The sequence below is a fragment of the Sulfuricaulis limicola genome (assembly GCF_002355735.1).
GTDB lineage: Bacteria > Pseudomonadota > Gammaproteobacteria > Acidiferrobacterales > Sulfurifustaceae > Sulfuricaulis > Sulfuricaulis limicola.
The window spans coordinates 1,899,677-1,920,610 of record NZ_AP014879.1; the positions used below are offsets into that span (position 1 = coordinate 1,899,677).

21 protein-coding genes are annotated in these 20,934 nt (G+C 61.2%); 11 read left to right on the top strand and 10 right to left on the bottom strand.

Features of this window, described 5'->3' with window-relative positions; translation table 11 throughout:
* Positions 1-288: 288 nt before the first annotated feature.
* The 6 genes from SCL_RS09070 to SCL_RS09095 all read left to right on the top strand — a co-directional run bounded on the left by SCL_RS09070 (position 289) and on the right by SCL_RS09095 (position 4,618).
* The gene (locus SCL_RS09070) at positions 289-918 is read left to right on the top strand and encodes an XrtA/PEP-CTERM system exopolysaccharide export protein (protein WP_096360922.1); all 630 of its coding nucleotides are present in this window, start codon (positions 289-291) and stop codon (positions 916-918) included.
* A gap of 310 nt (positions 919-1,228) precedes the next feature.
* Positions 1,229-1,540, top strand: a complete 312-nt coding sequence (locus SCL_RS09075) for a BON domain-containing protein (protein WP_096360923.1) — start codon at positions 1,229-1,231, stop codon at positions 1,538-1,540.
* Between the two features lie 19 nt (positions 1,541-1,559).
* A complete protein-coding gene (locus tag SCL_RS09080) occupies positions 1,560-1,778 on the top strand; it encodes a CsbD family protein (protein ID WP_096360924.1) in 219 nt (72 codons plus the stop codon).
* Positions 1,779-1,865: 87 nt separating this feature from the next.
* Positions 1,866-2,039, top strand: coding sequence for a DUF1328 family protein (locus SCL_RS09085; RefSeq protein ID WP_096360925.1), 174 nt, complete (start codon positions 1,866-1,868; stop codon positions 2,037-2,039).
* Positions 2,040-2,095: 56 nt separating this feature from the next.
* Entirely contained in the window at positions 2,096-2,497 is a 402-nt protein-coding gene (locus tag SCL_RS09090; RefSeq protein WP_096360926.1) for a PA2779 family protein, read from the top strand.
* Between the two features lie 195 nt (positions 2,498-2,692).
* Positions 2,693-4,618, top strand: a complete 1,926-nt coding sequence (locus SCL_RS09095; protein ID WP_197702583.1) for a B12-binding domain-containing radical SAM protein — start codon at positions 2,693-2,695, stop codon at positions 4,616-4,618.
* 36 nt (positions 4,619-4,654) lie between these two features.
* On the opposite strand, the gene SCL_RS09100 is transcribed toward SCL_RS09095, so the two are convergent.
* Both SCL_RS09100 and SCL_RS09105 read right to left on the bottom strand, forming a co-directional pair.
* Positions 4,655-6,082 (bottom strand): AsmA family protein, encoded by a 1,428-nt coding sequence (locus SCL_RS09100; protein ID WP_096360928.1) that lies wholly within the window; start codon positions 6,080-6,082, stop codon positions 4,655-4,657.
* A 75-nt stretch (positions 6,083-6,157) separates the two neighbouring features.
* Positions 6,158-6,811, bottom strand: a complete 654-nt coding sequence (locus SCL_RS09105; protein WP_096360929.1) for a TetR family transcriptional regulator — start codon at positions 6,809-6,811, stop codon at positions 6,158-6,160.
* Positions 6,812-7,040: 229 nt separating this feature from the next.
* On the opposite strand from SCL_RS09105, the gene SCL_RS09110 reads away from it, so the two are divergent.
* Genes SCL_RS09110 through SCL_RS09120 form a run of 3 tightly spaced genes read left to right on the top strand, consistent with a single transcriptional unit; the run spans position 7,041 to position 12,864 of the window.
* Positions 7,041-8,216, top strand: a complete 1,176-nt coding sequence (locus SCL_RS09110; RefSeq protein ID WP_096360930.1) for an efflux RND transporter periplasmic adaptor subunit — start codon at positions 7,041-7,043, stop codon at positions 8,214-8,216.
* A 21-nt stretch (positions 8,217-8,237) separates the two neighbouring features.
* A complete protein-coding gene (locus SCL_RS09115) occupies positions 8,238-11,444 on the top strand; it encodes an efflux RND transporter permease subunit (protein WP_096360931.1) in 3,207 nt (1,068 codons plus the stop codon).
* The gene (locus SCL_RS09120) at positions 11,431-12,864 is read left to right on the top strand and encodes an efflux transporter outer membrane subunit (RefSeq protein ID WP_096360932.1); all 1,434 of its coding nucleotides are present in this window, start codon (positions 11,431-11,433) and stop codon (positions 12,862-12,864) included. The genes SCL_RS09115 and SCL_RS09120 overlap by 14 nt, the downstream gene beginning before the upstream one ends.
* 53 nt (positions 12,865-12,917) lie before the next feature.
* Here SCL_RS09120 and SCL_RS09125 read toward each other — a convergent pair whose 3' ends face one another.
* The 8 genes from SCL_RS09125 to SCL_RS09160 form a co-directional block, all read right to left on the bottom strand.
* The gene (locus SCL_RS09125; RefSeq protein ID WP_096360933.1) at positions 12,918-13,487 is read right to left on the bottom strand and encodes a hypothetical protein; all 570 of its coding nucleotides are present in this window, start codon (positions 13,485-13,487) and stop codon (positions 12,918-12,920) included.
* Positions 13,488-13,574: 87 nt separating this feature from the next.
* A complete protein-coding gene (locus SCL_RS09130) occupies positions 13,575-13,802 on the bottom strand; it encodes a hypothetical protein (protein WP_096360934.1) in 228 nt (75 codons plus the stop codon).
* A gap of 161 nt (positions 13,803-13,963) precedes the next feature.
* A complete protein-coding gene (locus tag SCL_RS09135; RefSeq protein WP_096360935.1) occupies positions 13,964-14,791 on the bottom strand; it encodes an ABC transporter permease in 828 nt (275 codons plus the stop codon).
* Positions 14,788-15,558, bottom strand: coding sequence for an ABC transporter ATP-binding protein (locus SCL_RS09140; protein WP_096360936.1), 771 nt, complete (start codon positions 15,556-15,558; stop codon positions 14,788-14,790). Before SCL_RS09140 ends, SCL_RS09135 begins: the two co-directional genes overlap by 4 nt.
* Positions 15,559-15,731: 173 nt before the next feature.
* Positions 15,732-16,481 (bottom strand): DNA polymerase III subunit epsilon, encoded by a 750-nt coding sequence (dnaQ, locus tag SCL_RS09145; protein WP_096360937.1) that lies wholly within the window; start codon positions 16,479-16,481, stop codon positions 15,732-15,734.
* 64 nt (positions 16,482-16,545) lie between these two features.
* Positions 16,546-17,151 (bottom strand): cytochrome c oxidase assembly factor Coa1 family protein, encoded by a 606-nt coding sequence (locus SCL_RS09150; RefSeq protein ID WP_096360938.1) that lies wholly within the window; start codon positions 17,149-17,151, stop codon positions 16,546-16,548.
* A gap of 64 nt (positions 17,152-17,215) precedes the next feature.
* Positions 17,216-17,653 carry a ribonuclease HI gene (gene rnhA, locus SCL_RS09155; protein WP_096360939.1) on the bottom strand — a complete coding sequence of 146 codons (438 nt, stop codon included), beginning with the start codon at positions 17,651-17,653 and terminating at the stop codon, positions 17,216-17,218.
* Between the two features lie 108 nt (positions 17,654-17,761).
* Positions 17,762-18,529, bottom strand: a complete 768-nt coding sequence (locus tag SCL_RS09160) for a class I SAM-dependent methyltransferase (RefSeq protein WP_096360940.1) — start codon at positions 18,527-18,529, stop codon at positions 17,762-17,764.
* Positions 18,530-18,563: 34 nt separating this feature from the next.
* Here SCL_RS09160 and gloB point away from each other — a divergent pair, with 34 nt between their 5' ends.
* Complete coding sequence (gloB, locus tag SCL_RS09165) at positions 18,564-19,340, top strand: hydroxyacylglutathione hydrolase (protein ID WP_096360941.1); 777 nt, start codon at positions 18,564-18,566, stop codon at positions 19,338-19,340.
* A 135-nt stretch (positions 19,341-19,475) separates the two neighbouring features.
* Complete coding sequence (locus tag SCL_RS09170; RefSeq protein ID WP_096360942.1) at positions 19,476-20,930, top strand: transglycosylase SLT domain-containing protein; 1,455 nt, start codon at positions 19,476-19,478, stop codon at positions 20,928-20,930.
* Positions 20,931-20,934: the final 4 nt, after the last annotated feature.

Genomic DNA, 20,934 nt, shown 5'->3' on the forward strand with positions numbered 1-20,934 from the left:
AAAAAGGATTGCCAGCCTTATGGTGACCCGTGGCATCGACGCCGCCTCCACGTCAGTTGACGGTTGTTCCTGCCAAGCTGCCTGAAAGGCTGCCGCAAGAATTCAGGCTGTTCAGGAGTGAGGTGACTGACATTTTTAATACCAGGCTGATTGAAAACAAATTATTCCCCGTCCCTGGCGAATTATTTTAGCAATTCATGTCCCCTTGTATGTTCGATAGCGCACAGAATGTCGCTGTTTCGCAGCGTATGATGTTTTTCAAGCACAGGAAATGTCAGCGGGATACCAATGAATTCGTTTCGTATTGTTTCGGTATTGGCGTCAGTGATGATTTTTCTGACTTCAGGTTGTGCCTCGGTACCGGATGAGGAAGAAAACGGGGAGGCTAACCGCTTTGCCTCATACACGGAGGGCGACTACCGTATTGGTGCCGATGACCGTCTCCAGATCACGGTATGGCGCAACCCGGAACTGTCAACGACCGTCCCGGTACGACCGGACGGAAAGATATCCGTACCCTTGATTGGCGATGTGCAGGCCGGTGGCAAGACCCCGACGCAGGTTGCGGCTATTATCAAGGACAAGCTGTCAGCGTATATCCGTGAACCGAATGTCGCGGTCATTCTGACGGAGCTGCGCAGCCATGAGTTTCTTTCACGCGTGCGGGTAACGGGGGCTGTGCGCACCCCGCGTTCCATGCCCTATCGTCCGGGTATGACGGTGCTGGATGCCGTGCTGGAAGCAGGCGGCACCAACGATTTTGCCGCGCCGAACCGGACCAAGCTGTACCGCAAGACTAAAACAAAAACTGACTTACTCGACATTAATCTCGCCGATATTCTGGTCAAGGGAAAGCTCGAATCCAACTATGACCTCAAGCCCGGCGACGTGGTTACGGTTCCTGAAAGACTTTTCTAGACAAAGGATAATGCGCCATGATCCTGCGCGCCGAAGCGTTCCGGTGAAAGCGCCGGCGGTGTTTGGCGCCCGGCATGCCGGCATGCATCTTCTTCAGCAGGGCCTTTCCCATATATGTTCGATAACGTACAGAATCCACGCGTCCATGCGTATACCGTGCATGGATCAACAAGAGCAGAAACCGGGATCGCCACCATGGCGCCCACAGGTCTTTTTCCTGGATCGAAATGCAAAAGCCGGGCACCCCAAGAGGTGTTGATCGATGGCACGATCCTGGTACGTGGAATGAATCTAACGCGAGGAAACTACGATGAAAAGTTTATTTGGCAAAAGCTGGATATGGGTGGCTGTGCTGCTGATCGGTCTGGCGGGCTGCGCGGGCACGCAGACACGCGACAGCACCGGCGAATATATCGATGACGCCGCGATCACGACCAAAGTGAAGTCTGCGCTGATCGCCGACAAGCAAGTCAGCGCCTTCCCTATCAGCGTCGAAACCGTTAAAGGCGTGGTGCATCTGACCGGAACCGCCGACACCCGGGCAGAAGCCGATAAAGCAACGACGATTGCCCGCGGCGTTGCCGGAGTAAAATCGGTCGTCAACAAGATTCAGGTGAAGTAGCAGATGCAGGAGGCTTGCCATGAATTGGGACACCGCCAAAGCCAACTGGACCCTGTTCAAAGGAAATGTGAAGTTACAGTGGGGTAATCTGACCCATGATCACCTGAGCAAGATTGCGGGCAGGCGCGACCGGTTGACCGGAAAAATGCAGAAGACCTATGGCGCCACAAAACAGGTGATTAATGAGCAGGTCAAGGAATTTGTCGGGCCCCGAAAAGACCATGGTCCCCGTATTTAATGCACGGCAAAGGACAGGGTGTACGTAGATGTCTGTGACGCATAACTTCTTCCTTGGCCGCGACACGCATTAAAAAAGGAGTCGGTCATGCTTTACTATGCTGCGGTATTTTTCGTAATCGCCATTATCGCCGGTATCTTCGGGTTCGGCGGTATCGCGGCAGGCGCTGCTGAAATTGCACGCATCCTGTTTTTCATCTTTATCGTGATATTTCTCGTCAGTCTCATCATGGGTCTCGGTAAAGGAAAATGGCGCTCTTGATTAATTAAGGGCGACAACAACACGTAATACGTCCAGCCATATTCAGGAGATTTAAAATGAAACTACTTCGTCGCCTTACCAAACCCGTCAGTCATCTGGTCGTTTTCGGTCTGCTCGCGCTGACCCTGCATCTGCCCGCGGCACACGCCGGCATGATCGGCACCGAGGCGGTAGTCAACGCCGCCCAGACCCAGCAAAACCGCGAGCGCGTGTACAGCGCGCTCAACCGCGGCGATGTGCAGGCCCAGCTTCTGGCCCGCGGCGTGGACCCGACGCAGGTTCAGGCGCGCCTGGACAGCCTGACGGATGAAGAAATGCAGACCCTGGCGACCAACATGGATCAGCTGCCGGCCGGCGGCGGCGTCGTCGGTGCCCTGGTATTGATCTTCCTGGTGCTGCTGCTCACCGACCTCATGGGTCTGACCAACATCTTCCCGTTCGTCAAACACAATCGCTAAGCACGGCGCTTTGCATTTGTCGAACGAGTGACGCGCAGACCGTCCGGAGCAGTCCGGGCGGTGTTTGCGACTCCGTCCCGACGTGTGCGGCCGCAAGCCACGTCAAGGCGCACGGAATGATGGCGGCATGCGGCGCCATGCCGGGGAAGTCATCGCGCGCCGAAGGTGGGATCGAACAACAGGGATCGAGTCGCCATGCCAAGCTCACTCCAAGGCCGTCCCGTGCGGTTGCTGCTGATCAACCCCAAATTTCCGGAGAGCTTCTGGAGCTTTCGTTGGGCACTGGAAAACATCCTGCCTGACAACAAACGCGCACTCAATCCGCCGCTCGGGCTGGCCACGCTGGCGGCGCTGTGCCCGCCCGGCTGGCAGGTGGAAATCATTGACGAGAACATCGAACCGGTGCCGTTGCATCCGCAGGCGGATATCGTCGGCATCTGCGGCATGGCCGTGCAGTTCCGACGCCAGCAGGAGCTGATCGAATACTACCGCCGGCAGGGCCATTACGTGGTGGCCGGCGGCAGTTTTGCCTCGTTGTGCCCGGAGCGCTTCGCGGATCTGGCCGACACCGTCGTGGCCGGCGAGGCCGAATATATCTGGCCCGAATTCTGCCGTGACTTCGAACGCAACGCGCCCCAACCCCGCTACCGGGAGACCGGCGTGGTCAGGCTGGAAGACTCGCCGACGCCGCGTTTCGACCTGCTGAAGCTGGATCGTTACGTCACCGCGAGCATGCAGTTCTCGCGCGGCTGCCCTTACCGTTGTGAATTCTGCGACATCATCGTCATGTTCGGACGCCGCCCGCGCACCAAAAGCCTGGAGCAGATCGGCCGCGAGCTCGACCGGCTGCGCGGTCAGGATATCCACAATGTATTCTTCGTGGACGACAACCTGATCGGTAACCCCAAACTGGCGAAAGTACTGCTGCGTTATCTCGCGGTTTATCAGGAACGCCATCACTATGTCTTCCAGTTCGGCACCGAGGCGTCGATCAACCTGGCGGATGACGCCGAGCTGTTGCAGCTGTTTCAGGCCGCGAATTTTGCCTGGGTGTTCATCGGCATCGAGTCGCCGGATGAAGACAGCCTGAAGGAGACGCTCAAAACCCAGAACACCGGTCGCGACCTGCTGTCTGCCGTACGCACCCTCTATGCCCACGGGTTGGACGTGCTGGCGGGGTTCATCATCGGTTTCGACAACGACACGCTCGACAGCTTCGACAAGCAGTACCGCTTCATCACCGGCGCCGGTATCCAGGTTTCCATGGTCGGCCTGCTCACGGCGCTGCCGCGCACGCCGCTCTACGAACGCCTCCGGCAGGAGGGGCGGCTGATCGCCGGGGCCGAACACGGCGACAACACCAAGCCGGGCACCAATATCATTCCCAAACACATGGGCTATGAGGCCATGGTGCAGCATTATCAGGTGCTGTACCGGCGCTTGTTCGGCGACTCGGGAATCGCCCAGCGCATCGGCAACAAATTCCGCTATCTCCGGAACCCGGTTTACCAGGGAAAGTATTCACGGCACGAGCGCCTGGTGATAGTGCACCGGCTGTTTACGCGTGCCCTGCTCAATGGCGGGCCGATGCGGTTGCTCCACATTTTGCGCACCCTGACCGCCGCGCCGCCGCGCGCCTGGCCGCAGGTGCTCGCGGACTGGATCGCGGGGCTGGCCATGCGCGACTATATCGAGCGCCACTTCCTGACTGACCGCCATCGGGAGCAGCACCTGGCGCAGCGCACCGCCGCCATGTTGCACAAACTGTGTGCGGCCGAGATACGTCGTGGTGTGGTAGAAATTGGCAGCCGCGTCGGTGAGGGCGGCGCGCATTTGCAAATCCTGCTGCGCGGCTACGTCGGTCGCGTATTCTTCGCGCGCGCCGCGCGGCGTCTGGAGAAAATGCTGCACCGCTCCGCCGCTACCGTAACGCTGCACATCGAAGCACTGCGCGCGGATCAGCAGCGGCAGCTCGAACGCCTGCTCAAGCGTCTTGCTCCCCATGGCGATCGCGTTTCAGTCTGGATCGATGAGCGTGTACGGCCGCTGGTGCCGATCGACTCCTCGGTATTTCATGTGCTGCTGACGCGCGACCCGCACAACAACCTCCCTTCGGCTTGATCCCCCGGCTGTGGTGCCGGTTCCAATGCCATCCATTCATTCCGGCGGCGCCACCGAACCGGCGTAGAACACCTCGCACTCTCCGCCCGGAAAAAGGTCCCTCCCCTTCTTGAGCAGCTTGCGCGCCGGCCCGGTGAGGGACATGAGGATGTTCGGCTTCTCCACCACCGGTTTCTGGAAGCTGCCACGGATTTTTTGCCGTACCTTGACACAGCCCTTGGCGTCGATGGTTGCCATGGTCACGTCATTGAATTGCTCGTTGACGAAATCGAGTCCGCCATGAAGGGCAATCCGGTTCTGCTTCGTCGCCATGGCCACATCCTGCGCCTGCGCCACGCCGCGTTCGACCTTCCAGTCGGATACCAGCGTCCGGATCTCGCTGTGACCCTCCGATCCCTGAAAGATGCTGGCGAAGTTGTACCCCTTGGTGACCGCCAGACCGATGGGTCCGGCGAAGAAGAAGGCGCCCACGTCGACGAGGTTGAAGTTCTGGCTGGATTCGAACCGGGACAGCACCCGGTCGAGGTCGATGCCGTCGAACGTGATATTCTCGCCCTTCAGGTAGGCCTCTCCTTCCGCTGTCTGCTTCATCTCGCTCACGGTCTTTCCCTGCATTGACAGGTTCGCGGAAAAATCCATCGCGCCTTGCGCGACCTTCTGCGGCGACAGGGTCTTGAGGAACTCCTCGCTGCGGAACTGCGGCAAAGAGTAGAGCACGTGGTAACGCGGCACGCTGTCCGAAAAGTCCGCCTGCATGCTCCCCGATCCCTGCGCGCCAAAAATACGCATCGTCACCGGCTTGAGTTCGTAGACCCCATTCTTTCCCTTAAGCGTGAGTTTCAAATTGGATGCCGTGAGATCATTTTTCCGGATCTCGTCGCAGTCGAGCTGCGCGGTGAAGGAAAGTCGCTTCATAAGATCCGGTCTTGCCCCGCCCGGAAGCCGCAGGCGGCGCAGATCCAGCTTGCAGTTTGCCGCCTCGAATCCCTGCCCGGATTGCTGGTCCGTGTAGACGATAGTCCCATCCGAAAAGGAAACCTTCGCCAGGTCCAGAACGGGTAACGGTTTGTCAGAGGCTTCCGATTTCTGGAAGTTGAACTTGCCGTCGCGATCCCGTTCGATGGAAATCGCAGGTTGCTTCAGTGTGATCCTGTCGATCCGGACTTTCTGATAGAACAGAGGCAGGATTTCGATCCCGATGCTGGCTTGTCTGGCGGAGACCAGGTCCGTTCCCCGGTTGCGGATGCGTCCATCCTCCAGCGTGAGGTGCAGGCCCGGGAAAAAACCGATGCCCAGGCGTCCGCCGGCACTGACTTCCATCCCCAAAGCCTTTGAAGCGGCCGCTTCCAACCGGGGTTTATAGGCATTGGCGTCTACAAAAAACAATAGGGCGAGCGCGGCCAGAACCAGCAGGCCAACGAACCCGCCGACGGCTAGCAGGATGATTTTAAGTGATCTGGACAATGTCTTGATTCAGCCTTGCGGAAATTCTACCAGCAGCCGGCAAGCACGCGTACCGGAGCCTAAGCTGGCTTGCCGCTAGTGGCGCGCTTTTTTCTGTTTGCGCGGCGGTTTTGCCGCCGCCTTGAGGCCGTCGAGATAGCCGTCGATCAGGGGCGCGGCGGTTTTGGCGAGCGCCACGTATTTCGGGTCGAGCACCCAGTTGGTGATCAGGCCATCCACCAGCGCATGCAGCCCGACCGCTGCGAGCCGCGGGTTGACCGATGCGGCGAGCAAGCCTTTTTTGGCGGCGTTGCGCAGCCCGCGCTCGATGCGGCCGAGGCACTCGGTGCGGCACTCGATGTGGCGCGCGCGCAGCGGCTCCATTTCGTCGGCATACTCGACCTTGTAGCGCGAAATTTCCGCCACACGCCGGGACTGCGGGTCGGTGGTCACGCGTTCGAGCACGGCCAGGGCGCAGCGGCGCACGTAGGCCAGCGGGTCCTCGATGTCCTCGTCACCGGCGCGCGCCACCATTTCCTCCATCGGCAGCGACACGCGCTGCATCATGGCGTCGAACAGGTCGGCCTTGTTCTTGAAGTGCCAGTAGATGGCGCCGCGGGTGACACCGGCGGCGTCGGCCACGTCGGCCAGCGAGGTGCGCGCCACCCCCTTCTTGATGAAGACGCGCTCGGCGGTATCGAGAATACGATCGCGCGTTTCCAGTGCCTCTTTCTTGGTACGTCGGACCATCAGATATGGATCTCCGGTGTTACGAACCGCGGCTCATACCCCTACGGGTAAAATGGGTTCAGGATCTGAAAAAACCGCGTCAGGCTATTTACATACATTCATGAATGTATATAGTATACCGCCTTCGATGGGATGTCATCTGTGCGGATGACGACTGCATCGGCCCAGCCCGGCGCGCTCACGCGCCGGATGAATCGAGACAACAAACATGAGAAGCAGAAGCTCGACAATGCCCGCCGCCGTCCGTATCCATGGATGGTTTTTTCCGGCACTCGCCGCGATTCTGATCGCCGGTTGCGATGGCGCCAACTCGCAGCCGCCCGGCGGCATGCCGCCGCCCGAGGTGGCGGTGGTGACGATCGAGCCGAAAAATATTCCCGCGACATTTGAATATACCGGCCAGACCGCCGGCTCGCGCGAGGTCGAGGTGCGGGCGCGCGTCACCGGCATTCTGCAAAAACGCAATTACACCGAGGGCGGCAGCGTCACCGCGGGTCAATCGCTGTTCACCATCGACCCGGCTTTATACGACGCGGCGCTCAAACGCGCTCAAGCCGATCTCGGCGCGGTGCAGGCGCGGCTCCAGCAGTGGCGGCGCGAGGTGGCGCGCCTCAAACCGCTGTTCAAGGCCAAGGCCGTGAGCCAGAAGGATTACGACGACGCCGTGTCGAACGAGGCCATCGCCTCCGCCGACGTCAAGGCGGCGCAGGCGCGCGTCGTCGAGGCGCGCCTCAATCTCGAGTACACGCGCGTCGAGTCGCCGATACCCGGCATCGCCGGCCGCGGATTGCGCTCCGAGGGCAATTACGTGTCCGGTCCCGACGTATTGCTTACGACGGTGACACAGATCGATCCGATTTACGTGTTGTTCGGCATTTCCGACCAGGATCGCCTCAAGCTGCATCGTGAATCCGAGGCCGGACGCCTGGTGCTGCCGAAGGACGGGCAGTTCGACGTGCAGGTCAAGCTCGCCGAAGGCGGCCTGTACGCCAAAACCGGAAAAATGAATTTCACCGGCGTGATCGTTTCCGGCACCACCGGCACCAGCGAGGCGCGCGCCGAACTGCCGAACCCGGACGGGCTGCTGCGCCCCGGCCAGTTCGTGCGCGTGATCCTGGGCGGCGCGCAGCGCCCGAACGCCATCCTGGTGCCGCAACGCGCGGTGCTGGAAGGTCCGAACGGAAAATTCGTCTACCTCGTGAACAGCGAGGGCAAGGCCGAAGCACGGCCGGTGCAGCTCGGCGACTGGCAGGGCGACGACTGGATCATCATTGCCGGACTCAACCCCGGAGACAAGGTGATTGTGGACGGCGTCATGAAAATCGGTCCCGGCGCGCCGGTGCGCGTGGCCGATCCGAACGCGCCCAAGCCGGGTCCCGCCGCTCCCAAGGCGGCCGCAAAATAAACCGGTACCGACGGCGCCACCATGTTCTCGCGCTTCTTCATTGACCGCCCTATTCTTGCGGCCGTGCTGTCGATCTTCATCGTCATCGCCGGCCTCGCGGCGATGCGCGATCTGCCCATCGCCCAGTACCCGGAAATCGCCCCGCCCGTCGTCACGGTGCAGGCGGTCTATCCCGGCGCCTCCGCCGAGGTTCTCGAACAGACCGTGGCCGCGCCGCTCGAGAGCCAGATCACGGGCGTCGAGGACATGATCTACATGAGCTCGAACTCCGGCTCCAACGGCGTGGTGCAGATCCAGGTCACCTTCGATATCGGCAGCGACTCCGACCAGGCCGCGCTCAACGTCAATAACCGCGTCAAGCAGGCCGAGCCGCGGCTGCCGGAGGAAGTACGCCGCCAGGGCGTGACGGTGCAGAAAGGTTCGTCGTCCTTCCTGCAGGTCATCGCCTTCTACTCGCCCGACGGGCGCTACGACAACCTGCACATCAGCAATTACATCACGCTCAACGTGCTCGACGTCCTGAAGCGCGTGCCCGGCACCACCAACGTCCAGATCTTCGGCGCCAAGGACTACGCCATGCGCATCTGGGTCAAGCCCGACCGCCTGACCCAGCTGCGGCTGACGCCGAACGACCTGATCCGCGCGATCAACGAGCAGAACGCCCAGTTCGCCGCCGGCAAGATCGGGCAGTCGCCGTCCGGCGGCCCGCAGGAGCTGGTCTACACCATCACCACCAAGGGACGACTGAGCGAGCCGCGCGAGTTCGAGGACATCATCGTGCGCGCCAATCCCGACGGCTCGACGCTGCGTCTCAAGGACGTCGCGCGCGTCGAACTCGGCTCCAAGGATTACGAGTTCATCGGTCGCGTCAACGGCAAACAGGCGACATTGGTCGGCATCTTTCTCCAGCCGGGCGCCAACGCGCTCGAAGTCGCCGATAACGTCACCAAAACGGTCAACGAGCTGGCCCAGCGCTTCCCCGACGGCATCGAGCACAAGGTCGTGTACGACACCACGCGCTTCGTAAAAGTGTCCATCCGCGAGGTGGTGAAGACGCTGGCCGAGGCCATGCTGCTGGTATTCCTCGTCGTGTACCTGTTCCTGCAGAACTGGCGTGCCACGCTCATTCCGTTCGCGGCCGTGCCGGTATCGCTGATCGGCACCTTCGCGGGGATGTACCTGCTTGGCTACTCGATCAATACGCTGACGTTGTTCGGCATGGTGCTGTCCATCGGCATCGTGGTCGACGACGCCATCGTGGTGCTGGAAAACATCGAACGCATCATGCACGAAGAAAAGGCCGAAGTGCGCGACGCGGCCGTCAAGGCCATGAACGAGGTGTCCAGCCCTATCGTCGCCATCGTGCTGGTACTGTGCGCGGTGTTCGTGCCAATCGCCTTCCTCGGCGGCCTGACCGGCGAGCTCTACCGCCAGTTCGCGGTCACCATCGCCATCGCGGTCGTGATCTCCGGCTTCGTGGCGCTCACGTTGACGCCATCGCTGTGCGTGTGGATCCTGAAACACGAACACAAGGTGCCCAACCGGTTTTTCAACTGGTTCAATGACTGGTTCCACCGCGTCACCGGCCACTACACCAGCGGCGCGGCCTGGATCGTCCGCCGCGGCGGGATCGGCCTGGGCCTGTTCCTGGTCATGGTTGTGGTCGCCGTCGGTCTGTGGCGCTTCACGCCGGGCAGCCTGGTGCCGGACGAGGATCAGGGCTATTACATCGCCGCGGTGATTCTGCCCGACGGCGCGACGCTGGAGCGCACCGACAAGGTGGTCTCCGAAGTGGTGCAGGCGATCCGCTCCAACCCGGCCAACGAGAACGCGGTGGCCTTCACCGGCTTCGATTTTCTCGCCGGTTATTTTCACAATAATGCCGCCACCATCTTCGTCACCCAGAAACACTGGGATGAACGCCATGTCACGAGCAAGCAGCTCGTGGGCGAGTTGTTCATGAAGACCGGGCACATCAAGGAGGCACTGGTGCTCGCCTTCACCCCGCCGCCGATCTTCGGCCTCGGCCAGGCGGGCGGTTTCGAGTTCTACCTGCAAAACCGCGGCGAAGGCGGCGCCCAGCGTCTGGCGCAGGTGATGGGCCAGTTTCTGCAAAAAGCCAACAGCGACCCGATGCTGGGCGGCGTGCAGACCCTGTGGCGCGCGAATGCGCCGCAACTGTACGTGGACGTGGATCGCGAGAAGGCCAAGGCGCTGGGCGTGCCGCTTGGCGATCTGTATGGTGCGCTGTCCGCCACGCTCGGAAATTATTACGTCAACGACTTCAACAAGTACGGCCGCACCTGGCAGGTGCTGATGTCGGCAGAGCCGGAATACCGCAAACAGCCGGACGCGATCGGCGATATCTACGTGCGCTCCGACAAGGGCCAGATGGTACCGCTGAGCGCGCTGGCCGCGGTTCGTTACAGCGCCGGCCCCGACCTGCTTACCCGCTTCAACAATCTCCCGGCGGTGAAGTTGTTCGGCCAGGGGGCACCCGGCGTGTCCTCGGGCCAGGCCATCGCGGAAACCGAGCGCATCGCGCGCGAAGTGCTGCCGGCCGACTTCGGTTATGACTGGGGTGGCGCCTCGTACCAGGAGAAAAAATCCGGCGGTACCTCCGGACTCGCGCTCGGGCTGGCGGTGGTCATGGTGTTCCTGATCCTGGCCGCGCAATACAGCAAATGGTCGCTGCCGTTCACCGTGCTCATGGCCCTGCCCTTCGGCACCTTCGGCGCGCTCGCCGCGGTGTGGCTGCGCGGTTTCACCAACGACGTCTATTTCCAGATCGGCCTGGTGACGCTCCTCGGACTGGCCGCCAAGAACGCCATCCTGATCGTCGAATACGCGCTGCTCAAGCACCACGAGGGCCTGTCGGCCTCGGCCGCCGCGCTCGAAGCGGCGCGGCTGCGCTTCCGCCCCATCCTCATGACTTCGCTCGCCTTCATCCTTGGCGTGTTGCCGCTGGCCCTGTCCACCGGCGCCGGCGCCGGCGCGCGCCAGTCGGTCGGCACCGGCGTTATGGGCGGCATGATGGCGGCGACCTTCCTGGCGATTTTCTTCGTGCCCATGTTCTTCAAGCTCATTACCGACCGGCACCTGCTGGAGAAGCGATCAACGAAGGACATCCGGCACGAGATCGAGCGTCACAAGGAACTGCAACACAAATTGATACAGCAGCCGCATGTGGCGCCACGCATGAAGGGGGAAGGCGATGTCGAGATTTAAACCTCATGGCGTCGTCTTCGTCCTGACCCTGGCGCTCGGCGGCTGCATCAATCTGGCGCCGAAATATGAGCGCCCGGCGGCCGAACTGCCCGCGGAGTGGAAAGCCCCCGAGGGCCAAAGCGCCGCCGCCCTGGGCGCGCCATGGTGGAAGATCTACGGCGACGCGCAGCTCGACCGCATGGTGGACGAGGCGCTGGCGCACAACGCCAACCTGGCCGTGGCGGTGGCGCGGGTGGACGAGGCGCGCGCCCTGCTCGGCGAAACACGCTCCGGGCAATTTCCGACCGTGGACGCTGCTTACAGCCGCGACCGCACCCAGTCTTCGCTGCGCACCGCCATGCCCTTGCCGCCGGGCGTGATACGCCAGCGCGACAATTACCGCGGCACATTGAATGTCTCCTATGAGCTGGATCTGTGGGGCCGCCTGCGCAACGCCACCCGGGCCGCGCGCGCCGAACTGCTGGCCACCGAGGCGGCGCAGGAAACGGTGCGGATCGCGCTGGCCGCGGACGTGGTGCAGGCTTACTACTCCCTGCGCTCGCTCGATGAGCAGGTGGCCGCGACACAACGCTCGGTGACCTCGCGCGCCGAATCACTGGCACTGCAAAAGAAACGTTACGACGCCGGCGTCATTTCCGAATTCGAGTATCGCCAGCTCGAAGCCGAGGAACTGGCGGCGCGCGCCCAATTGCCCGTGCTCGAAAGCCGGCGCGCCCGGCAGGAAAACGCGCTGGCGGTCCTGCTCGGCCGCAGTCCCCGCGCCATCTATTCGGACACGGTCGTGGCAACGGCAACGCCGGCGGAAGCACCGGCCCGGGAACAGGCGCTCGTGGTGCCCACGGGCCTGCCCTCGGAACTGTTGTTGCGCCGGCCTGATCTGATCGAGGCCGAACAGCGCCTGATCGCCGCCAACGCCCGTATCGGCGCCGCGCGCGCGGCGTACTTCCCGTCGCTGTCCATCACCGGATTTTTCGGCGGCGAGAGCGCCGCCATGAGCGAGCTGTTCACCGGTCCCGCCGGCACCTGGCAGGCGGCGGCGTCGCTCACGCAACCCATCTGGAACGCCGGACGCGTCGGCGCGCAGGTGGATGCCGCCAACGCGCGCCAGCGTCAGGCCCTGGCGCAGTACCAGCTGGCCATCCAGAACGCGTTTCGCGACGTACGCGACGCCATCGTGGCGCAATCCAGGACGCGTGAGCAGTTCGAGGCTGAAGACAAGCGCGCCGCGACCCTGCGCGAAGCACTGCGCCTGGCCAAGCTGCGCTATGAGAGCGGCGTCGCCAGCCAGCTCGATGTGCTCGACGCCGAACGCAACCTGCTGGCCGCCGAGCTCAATCGCAGCGATGCCCTGCGCGCGCAGCGCGCCGCGGTCGCCGACCTGTTCAAGGCGCTCGGCGGTGGCTGGGACGCCGGTGCCTGACCCAAAATACAAAGGGCCCGCAAGGGCCCTTTGTCATTCCTCGTCCGACGCGATCAGTGAACGCGCGCGGCCCGTTCGGGGCGCGCCGGGCGCTCCGGGCGGGACACCCGTTCAGGCCGTCCGGCCCTTTCAACCCTGGTCGCGGTGGCGGGTTTCCCGGACTTGCCGACGTTCGAGGCTGCTGTAGTGCGCGCCTCATTGCGCACGTGCTGCGCGGCGCTGACTACCGGACCGAGCTTGAAACCGAAATAATTGGCGATCTTGCCCCAGCCCATTTTCTGGCCCCGAAGCGTTTCGATTTTGTTCAGCGCCGCAGTCATCGTCGGGTAGGTGTTGGCATCGGTCTGCATCAGCTGCTGCGCCATGGACAGTTCAATGGTGGTTTCGCCCCATCCCTGCTTGTTGGCGCGCAGGCTCTCGACCACGCCGGGCTCGACATTGAACTGTTTGGCCAATGACTGAATCCGGTCAGCCTGTCCCGCATGCGCCCAGTCTTTGTCGATATCCTTGCGGACGGTTTCGAGTTGCGCCTCGTCGGCGTCAACCCGTGCCCACAACGGCGTGCTGATCGAAAACAGCAGAATCAATCCGCCCAATACGGCTGTCGTCAGTGTTCCATTCATGATGGCCTCCTTCCTGCTTGACTGAGTTATGTTTGAGTCATTAACGCACGAAAGGATCAAACAGACGATAGCCGTTCGGCGGCGAAATCAGGCCTCCCATTCCTCCAGCGGCGAGGATGGCTGGCGTCTTTCGGCGAGCAGGTTTTTCGCCTTGACCTCGGTTTCGGCAAAGGCCATGCGGATACCATTGGGATTGTCGGGGGATTCGGACGCGCGCAACTCGCGGCAAAGATCTTTCGCTTCCTTGAATTTTTCGCAGGTTTTGACGAGGCTCAGTTCCCTGTTGGCCGAGATGCGGAAGACGAAATAAGGCATGGTGTATCCCCGTGTATTAAAACCTGGAAAAAAGAAAATTAGACAGGATTTACAGGATTAACAGGATTCCTGTTTCGCAATATTTTTAATCCTGTAAATCCTGTTAATCCTGTCCATTAATTTATATCCCGGAATGCTACCCCGGCGCCGATCTTGTGTCATCACTCGCCGACGTGCAACAACTGCCCGCGCACGCGCGCGACCTTGAAGAACGCCAGGAACGCGGCAAAACCCGCGGTGAGATAGACCACGTTGAGCAGCACCGCGTGCAGCAGCAAATCCGCGCGGAAGACATGGTCGAACAGCACCGAGCGCATACCCTCGAACACATGGCTCGACGGCAGGATGGCCGCGACATATTGCAGCCATTCCGGCAGGGTCGCGATCGGGTAATACACGCCGCTGATGGGTTGCACCGCGAAAATGGCGATCCACGCCATGCTCTCGGCGCCGAGGCCGTAGCGCAGCACGATGCCCGACACCAGCAGGCCGATGGCCCAGCCCATGACGATGAGATTGATGAAAAACGCCAGCAGCGGCAGGCCCAGACTGAAAACGGAGAAATCAAACAACGGAATGGCAATCAGCGCCGCGCCGCCTACGCCTATGAGCGTGCGGATCAGGCTCATGGTCAGCAGCGCGCAACCCAGCTCGAACGGCCGCAACGGACTCACGAACAGATGCCCCAGGTTGCGCGACCACATCTCTTCCATGAACACCAGCGACACCCCGAGCTGGCCGCGGAACAGCACGTCCCACAACAGCACACCGGAGAGCAATACCCCCGAGGCCTGCGCGATCCAGGAGCTGTGATTCACCAGGAATACCGTAATGAATCCCCACAGGATCATCTGCACCGTCGGCCAGTACACCAGCTCCAGGATGCGCGGCCCGGAGCTGCGCAGCAGATAGGTATGCCGCAGCACCAGCGCGTAAACCCGCCGCAGGGACGGAACAAAACCGGTATGGGCGCGCGCGATCACGCTCATGGCTTCACCGCCTGCCTGTCGGCCGGGGCCAGATCGCGCCGGCGCTCGCGCGCGATGTCGATAAACACCTCTTCCATGTTGTGCCGCCCGTAGCGCGCCAGCAGCTGCGCCGGCGTGCCGCGGTCCACCACCTTGCCGGCGCGCAGCATGATGACGTCGTCGCACAGGCGCTCCACCTCCGACATGTTGTGCGAAGCCAGCAGGATGGTGGTGCCGGTGCGCTTGCGATAAGCCTCCAGCATGCCGCGCACGTAATCGGCGGTGTCGGGGTCGAGCGAGGCGGTCGGCTCGTCGAGCAGCATCAGTTCCGGCTCGTTCAGCAGCGCCTTGGCCAGCACCACGCGGGTTTTCTCCCCCGCCGACAGCTGCCCGTAGGGACGGCTCAGGAAACGTCCGATCTGGAGTTCCTCGCTGAGCGCATTGATGCGCGCGGGGATGTCGATAATGCCGTAAAGCCGCGCATAGACCGTGAGGTTTTCGCGCACCGTGAGCCGGCGCGGCAGATCGACATACGGCGAGGAGAAATTCAGGCGCGGCAGCACGCGGTAACGGTGGCGCAGCATGTCCACGCCGAACACGGAAACGTTGCCTGAGGTCGGCAGCAGCAGGCCGAGCAGCATGGACAGCGTGGTGGTCTTGCCGGCGCCGTTACCGCCCAGCAGCGCCGTGGTCGATTGCGCCGCGACATCGAAGCTGATGTCATCGACGGCGATGACGCTGTCGAAATGCTTGCTGACGCGGGAAATGGAAACAACAGATGCAGACATGAGGCGCGCAGATTAGCGCAAGGCAGCAAGCTTGTCAGCCAAGCCAGATATTCATGTAGGTTGGGGTGAGGCGCGGTACGCCGAACCCCAACATTGCTGTCATTCCAACGAAAGCCGGAATCCAGACTATTTAATTAACTGGATGCCGGCCTCCGCCGGCATGACGACTGACTTCAGGTGCCAGCAGTCACCAGCTTCTTCCACAAACACTTCCCGCCGCTTTTCTTGTCCAGTTCCTCCAGCCAAGCCTGATGCGCGGCCAGTTCCTCGGCGGTAGCCACTATCACCGGCAGCTTCGGGCGGTTCGGGTCGAGGCGGCGGATATCCGAGGGCGCGGCGACGACGTTGCCGGTCGTGGCGCCTTTCATGTGGCTGTGCGCATCCTCGAACAGCCCGGTCTGGCCGCCGGTCATGGCCAGATACACGTCCGCCAGGATCTCGGCGTCGAGCAACGCGCCATGCAGCGAACGGTGCGAATTGTCCACGTTGTAGCGCCGGCACAGCGAATCGAGGTCGTTCTTCTGGCCCGGATGCATGGAACGCGCCAGCTTCAGGGTGTCCACCACGGAACAGATTTCCTCGATGCGCACCGGCTTCCCGCCGTTCGTCACCCGGGACAATTCACTATTGAGGAATCCGATATCGAACGGCGCGTTGTGAATGATCAGCTCCGCGCCCTCGATGAAATCCAGCAGCGCCTGCGCGATGTCGGCGAATTTCGGCTTCTCCGCCAGCATCTCGTTGGTGATCCCGTGCACCTCCATCGCCCCCGCGTCGATCTCCCGCCCCGGGTTGATGTACTGCTGATAGCGGTTATTGCTCGCGCGCCGGTTGATCAGCTCGACACAGCCGATTTCAATGATCCGGTGGCCCTCGGAAGGTTCGAGGCCGGTGGTTTCCGTATCGAGAATTATCTGGCGCATTGTGATTTCCTTCCGTGCATTCTATCAAAATAAAAAGGTCAACCTGTTGATGCATACAAACTATCTATTTTGGTGAGAGATCGATTCTTGCCTCACGTCCTTCTATTTCAAGCTCAAGTCTATTAATACGCCATGCACCCATATCTTTAGTGGCATCTATATACAACATGCCTTTGGCTTTCGTACCTTCGACCGGAACTGTTAATTGTGCAGTCCCAGTGGGCCCGGAAGATTGAAAGTTACCCTGCACCATCCCCGTGGTGATCGGGGCGCCCAATACCGATACTGCTTCCTGACTTTGCTCCAACCTTGAATAAGCTAATTGATATGCATCAGAACTTTTGAGGGCAGATGACACAAAGAAAAAAACTGCCACGAAAAAACAGATGAAGAAGACGATGACAATAATGCCCCATATAGCCCATTTTTTCTGAATACGCTTAAATTGCTCAACGCTTTCCCAACGCTTATTTCTCCATGCCCAGACACTCCCTTTGGCGCCCAAAACGAATGGCATGATTATATTTACCAGAGGGACGAACATCAGCAATGCAATATAGGTGTTGTTGCCAATCCCCCAGATCCAGTTCAATAAAAACGCGCCCCAATTCCAACGATCGATTTCGGCCGGTACTGCGGCCAATTTCCCTTGACCCGAAGTGTTTTCCATTTTTCTTCTCGACTAAGGTAGGACAACTGTTATTAAAATAACATCGCTGATATTTAGGCCGAGTTTATGACAACATCTCCTCAATCGCCCGATTCGCCAATTGATCCGCCCTCTCATTCTCCTCATGCCCGCTATGCCCCTTGATCCACTTCCAGTGGATCTTGTGCTTGTGCGCGGCTTCGTCGAGGCGCTGCCATAAGTCCTGGTTTTTCACCGGCTTCTTGTCCGCGGTCTTCCAGCCGCGACGCTTCCAGCTGGCGAGCCATTCGGTGATGCCTTTTTTCACATACTGCGAGTCGGTAGTGAGCGTGACATCGCACGGTCGTTTCAACGCTTCGAGCGCCTGGATCGCCGCCATGAGCTCCATGCGGTTGTTGGTGGTCTCGCGCTCGGCGCCGTAGAGTTCCTTCTCGTGGTCGTCCTTGAACAGGATCGCGCCCCAGCCCCCGGGTCCGGGATTGCCGCGGCAGGCGCCGTCAGTGAAGATCGTGACTTTGTCCATGAAGGAAAATCACCGCAAAGACGCAAAGGACGCAAAGAAAAGCATTTTTAAATTTCAAGAATTCTTTGCGCTCTTTGCGCCTTTGCGGTGAAAATTCATAAAAAGCATTTATTGTTTGCGGAACGGCAGGATCATCCCGCGCGCGGCGGGTTGGGCCGCGCCCGAGGCGGCGGTGCGTTTGGTTTTCCAGCTCACCGGCAGCGGTGTCACGCCGACGACGCGCTTCTTCGCCACCACCAGATACACCCCCGCCATCATCGGCCACCAGCGGTCGCCCATCTTGTCGAGGAAGTGCAGGCGGTGCATGAAACCTTCGTTTCGCAGCGGCGGACGGTAATACAGCATCATGCCGTGCGTGGTCTCGAAATCGAGCAGCGCCAGCCAGTCCTTGATGCGCGCCAGGCGGAAGAATTTTCCGCACCACGGCGCGGGGCGCGGCCGGCGCGCGACGAGGCGGCGGAGTCCCCACATGCTCATGGGATTGAAACCCAGGATCACGACATGCCCTTCGGGGCGCAGCACGCGGCTGACCTCGCGCAAGACCTGGTGCGGGTCGTCGCAGAAATCGAGGGTGTGCGGCAGGATCATGACGTCGGCGCTCCTGGTGTCGAGCGGGAGTTCTTCCGGGACACTGCGCACCCGGCATCTGCCGGGTTCGGCCTGGTCGTCGAGCAGGATGCGCGTGGGGGCTATGCAGGCATCCATCAGGTCGAAATCGCCGATGCGCCCGAGCTGGGCCGCCACGGTGCCGTAAAGATTAGGTAGCACCGCGCGCAGATGATGCGCCTCGTGCGCCTGCAGCGACCGCCCGAGCGGCGAATCGAACCACTGGTTGAGTTGCTGGCGCTGCATGGAACAGGAATCGCGCTCGCTCATTGACGTTCCCCCTGTGGCATCTCAAACTGGATGCATGACCGATGTTTTACACGTCCGCGCCTTCGCCGACAACTATATATGGCTGATCCGCGGGAAATCGCAGGGCCATGTGGCCATCGTCGACCCCGGCGACGCCGATCCGGTGCTGGCAGCGCTGGAAAAACAGCGCCTCACGCCCGCCGCCATCCTGTGCACCCATCATCACGGCGATCATGTCGGCGGCGTGGCGGATATTCTCAAACATTACTCCATCCCGGTGTACGGCCCGGCGCGCGAGCGCATCCCGACCCTCACGCACCGGCTGCAGGATGGCGATCATATTAATATTGCCGAACTCGGCCTCGAATTCGACGTGCTCGACGTCCCGGGCCATACCGCCGGGCATATCGCCTTCTCCGGCGGCGGCATGCTGTTCTGCGGCGATACCCTGTTCTCCGCCGGCTGCGGGCGGCTGTTCGAGGGCACCGCCGAGCAGATGCACGCCTCACTGTCCCGTTTCGCGGCGCTGCCCGAGGCCACCCGCATGTACTGTGGACATGAATATACCGAGGCCAACCTGCGCTTCGCGCTCACGGTCGAGCCGGACAATGCCGACACCCGTGCCTATCGCGAGCGGGCGCAGGCGCTGCGGAAGCAAAATCTCCCCACTCTGCCCTCCACTATCGGCCTAGAGCGACGCATAAACCCGTTTTTGCGCTCCGGGGTGGCTGGAGTGCGCCAAGCCGCGGAAAAACAGGCGGGTCATGCCCTGGTTTCGGAGGTGGAAGTATTCGCGGCACTACGCCGATGGAAGGACGGTTTCAGGGGATGAGCGGAGGGTATTGTTTCGGACAAGAGTACCGAATCTGGTTACTCTCGCACTGGACAAATCGTGAAATTCGCATTTACTTAGTCATGTAGTTCAAAGAGTTGACGCTACTTCCTCCAACAAATACTATTGCCCCAGATGGATTGGAAAAGAAGCAAGAATCAGGTCCTGTCCGTTGTTTTGCTGCTGGCCACCGCCGGATGCGCGACAACTTCCCCGGAGACCGCTCAGACCGCCAAGGATTCGGCGCCGGTCGCGGCTGTTCCATTCGTTTCTGAAAATGACTCACCCGCCCCGGTCGCGGCAACCGCTGCCAAGCCGGAGCGCAGCAAACCCCACGCCACTTTCGACGAGCAAGCAGCGAGCGGTAATTCCGATATCTGGACCAGAATCCGCGCCGGATTTTCCATTCCGCCGCTCGACAGCCCGCTGGTGGAGCGCGAGGCGCAATGGTTCGCCAACAACCCCGAATACATGGCGCGCATGATGGAGCGCGCCAAGCTCTATCTGTATTACATCGTGGACGAAGTGGACAAGCGCGGCATGCCGATGGAAATCGCGCTGCTGCCCGCCATCGAGAGCGCCTACAAGGCGAACGCCTACTCGCGCGCCCGTGCCTCGGGCCTGTGGCAATTCATTCCGTCCACCGGCCGCTTGTACGGCCTGAAGGCCAACTGGTGGTACGACGGCCGGCGCGACGTGCAGGCCTCCACGCAGGCGGCGCTGGATTATCTCGAAAAGCTCTACAACGATTTTGATGGTGATTGGCACCTTGCCATCTCGGCCTACAACGCCGGCGAAGGCCGCGTGATGCGCGCCCGCGAGCAAAACCGTCGCAAGGGCAAGCCGGACAGCTATACCGATCTGAAACAGCTCAAGGCCGAAACGCGGCATTACGTGCCCAAGCTCATGGCCATGGTCAGCATCGTCGCCGACCCGGCCAAATATGGCGTCAAGCTGGCCGATATCCCCAACGAGCCTTACTTCGCGCGCGTCGAGACCGGTTCCCAGGTGGACCTCGGCATCGTGGCCAAGCTCGTGGATCTGTCGGTGGACGACCTGCAGGATATCAACCCCGGCTATCGGCGCTGGGCCACGGACCCCAATGGACCGCATCACCTGCTGGTCCCGGCCGACAAGAAAGAGGCGTTGATCGAGGGGCTCAACAATCTGCCGGAAGCGGAAAGAATCCAGTGGCAACATCACGCGGTCAAACGCGGCGAGACCCTGCATGAGATCGGCCGGCGTTACGGGCTCAACATCGAGACGCTGCGCACCGCCAACAATATGCGCAGCAACCTGCTGCGTGTCGGACAAGACCTGCTGATCCCGATTTCAGCCCGTCCGCTCACAGTGGCGGCGGTGCGCACCACCTACCGCTCGACCGCCAGCCACGGCGAGGCCATCATTCACCGCGTGCGCCGGGGCGATACCCTGTCCAGCATCGCGCGGCGCTACAACGTGATGGTGCGTCAATTGGCCAAATGGAATTTCATGAGCGTGAACGGCGTCCTGCGCATGGGGCAGAGACTGAAAATCTGGCCCAACGGCGCGCCTACCGCCGCGATCGATAATCCTACCCCGAACGGTTAAGCCG

Coding starts and splice junctions, on each gene's coding strand:
- SCL_RS09120 (WP_096360932.1), top strand. CDS start 11,431: ATGTCGAGATTTAAACCTCATGGCGTCGTCTTCGTCCTGACCCTGGCG.
- SCL_RS09075 (WP_096360923.1), top strand. CDS start 1,229: ATGAAAAGTTTATTTGGCAAAAGCTGGATATGGGTGGCTGTGCTGCTG.
- SCL_RS09130 (WP_096360934.1), bottom strand. CDS start 13,802: ATGCCTTATTTCGTCTTCCGCATCTCGGCCAACAGGGAACTGAGCCTC.
- rnhA (WP_096360939.1), bottom strand. CDS start 17,653: ATGGACAAAGTCACGATCTTCACTGACGGCGCCTGCCGCGGCAATCCC.
- SCL_RS09095 (WP_197702583.1), top strand. CDS start 2,693: ATGCCAAGCTCACTCCAAGGCCGTCCCGTGCGGTTGCTGCTGATCAAC.
- SCL_RS09090 (WP_096360926.1), top strand. CDS start 2,096: ATGAAACTACTTCGTCGCCTTACCAAACCCGTCAGTCATCTGGTCGTT.
- SCL_RS09105 (WP_096360929.1), bottom strand. CDS start 6,811: ATGGTCCGACGTACCAAGAAAGAGGCACTGGAAACGCGCGATCGTATT.
- SCL_RS09135 (WP_096360935.1), bottom strand. CDS start 14,791: ATGAGCGTGATCGCGCGCGCCCATACCGGTTTTGTTCCGTCCCTGCGG.
- SCL_RS09070 (WP_096360922.1), top strand. CDS start 289: ATGAATTCGTTTCGTATTGTTTCGGTATTGGCGTCAGTGATGATTTTT.
- SCL_RS09160 (WP_096360940.1), bottom strand. CDS start 18,529: ATGAGCGAGCGCGATTCCTGTTCCATGCAGCGCCAGCAACTCAACCAG.
- dnaQ (WP_096360937.1), bottom strand. CDS start 16,481: ATGCGCCAGATAATTCTCGATACGGAAACCACCGGCCTCGAACCTTCC.
- SCL_RS09110 (WP_096360930.1), top strand. CDS start 7,041: ATGCCCGCCGCCGTCCGTATCCATGGATGGTTTTTTCCGGCACTCGCC.
- SCL_RS09125 (WP_096360933.1), bottom strand. CDS start 13,487: ATGAATGGAACACTGACGACAGCCGTATTGGGCGGATTGATTCTGCTG.
- SCL_RS09085 (WP_096360925.1), top strand. CDS start 1,866: ATGCTTTACTATGCTGCGGTATTTTTCGTAATCGCCATTATCGCCGGT.
- SCL_RS09080 (WP_096360924.1), top strand. CDS start 1,560: ATGAATTGGGACACCGCCAAAGCCAACTGGACCCTGTTCAAAGGAAAT.
- SCL_RS09150 (WP_096360938.1), bottom strand. CDS start 17,151: ATGGAAAACACTTCGGGTCAAGGGAAATTGGCCGCAGTACCGGCCGAA.
- SCL_RS09170 (WP_096360942.1), top strand. CDS start 19,476: ATGGATTGGAAAAGAAGCAAGAATCAGGTCCTGTCCGTTGTTTTGCTG.
- SCL_RS09140 (WP_096360936.1), bottom strand. CDS start 15,558: ATGTCTGCATCTGTTGTTTCCATTTCCCGCGTCAGCAAGCATTTCGAC.
- gloB (WP_096360941.1), top strand. CDS start 18,564: ATGACCGATGTTTTACACGTCCGCGCCTTCGCCGACAACTATATATGG.
- SCL_RS09115 (WP_096360931.1), top strand. CDS start 8,238: ATGTTCTCGCGCTTCTTCATTGACCGCCCTATTCTTGCGGCCGTGCTG.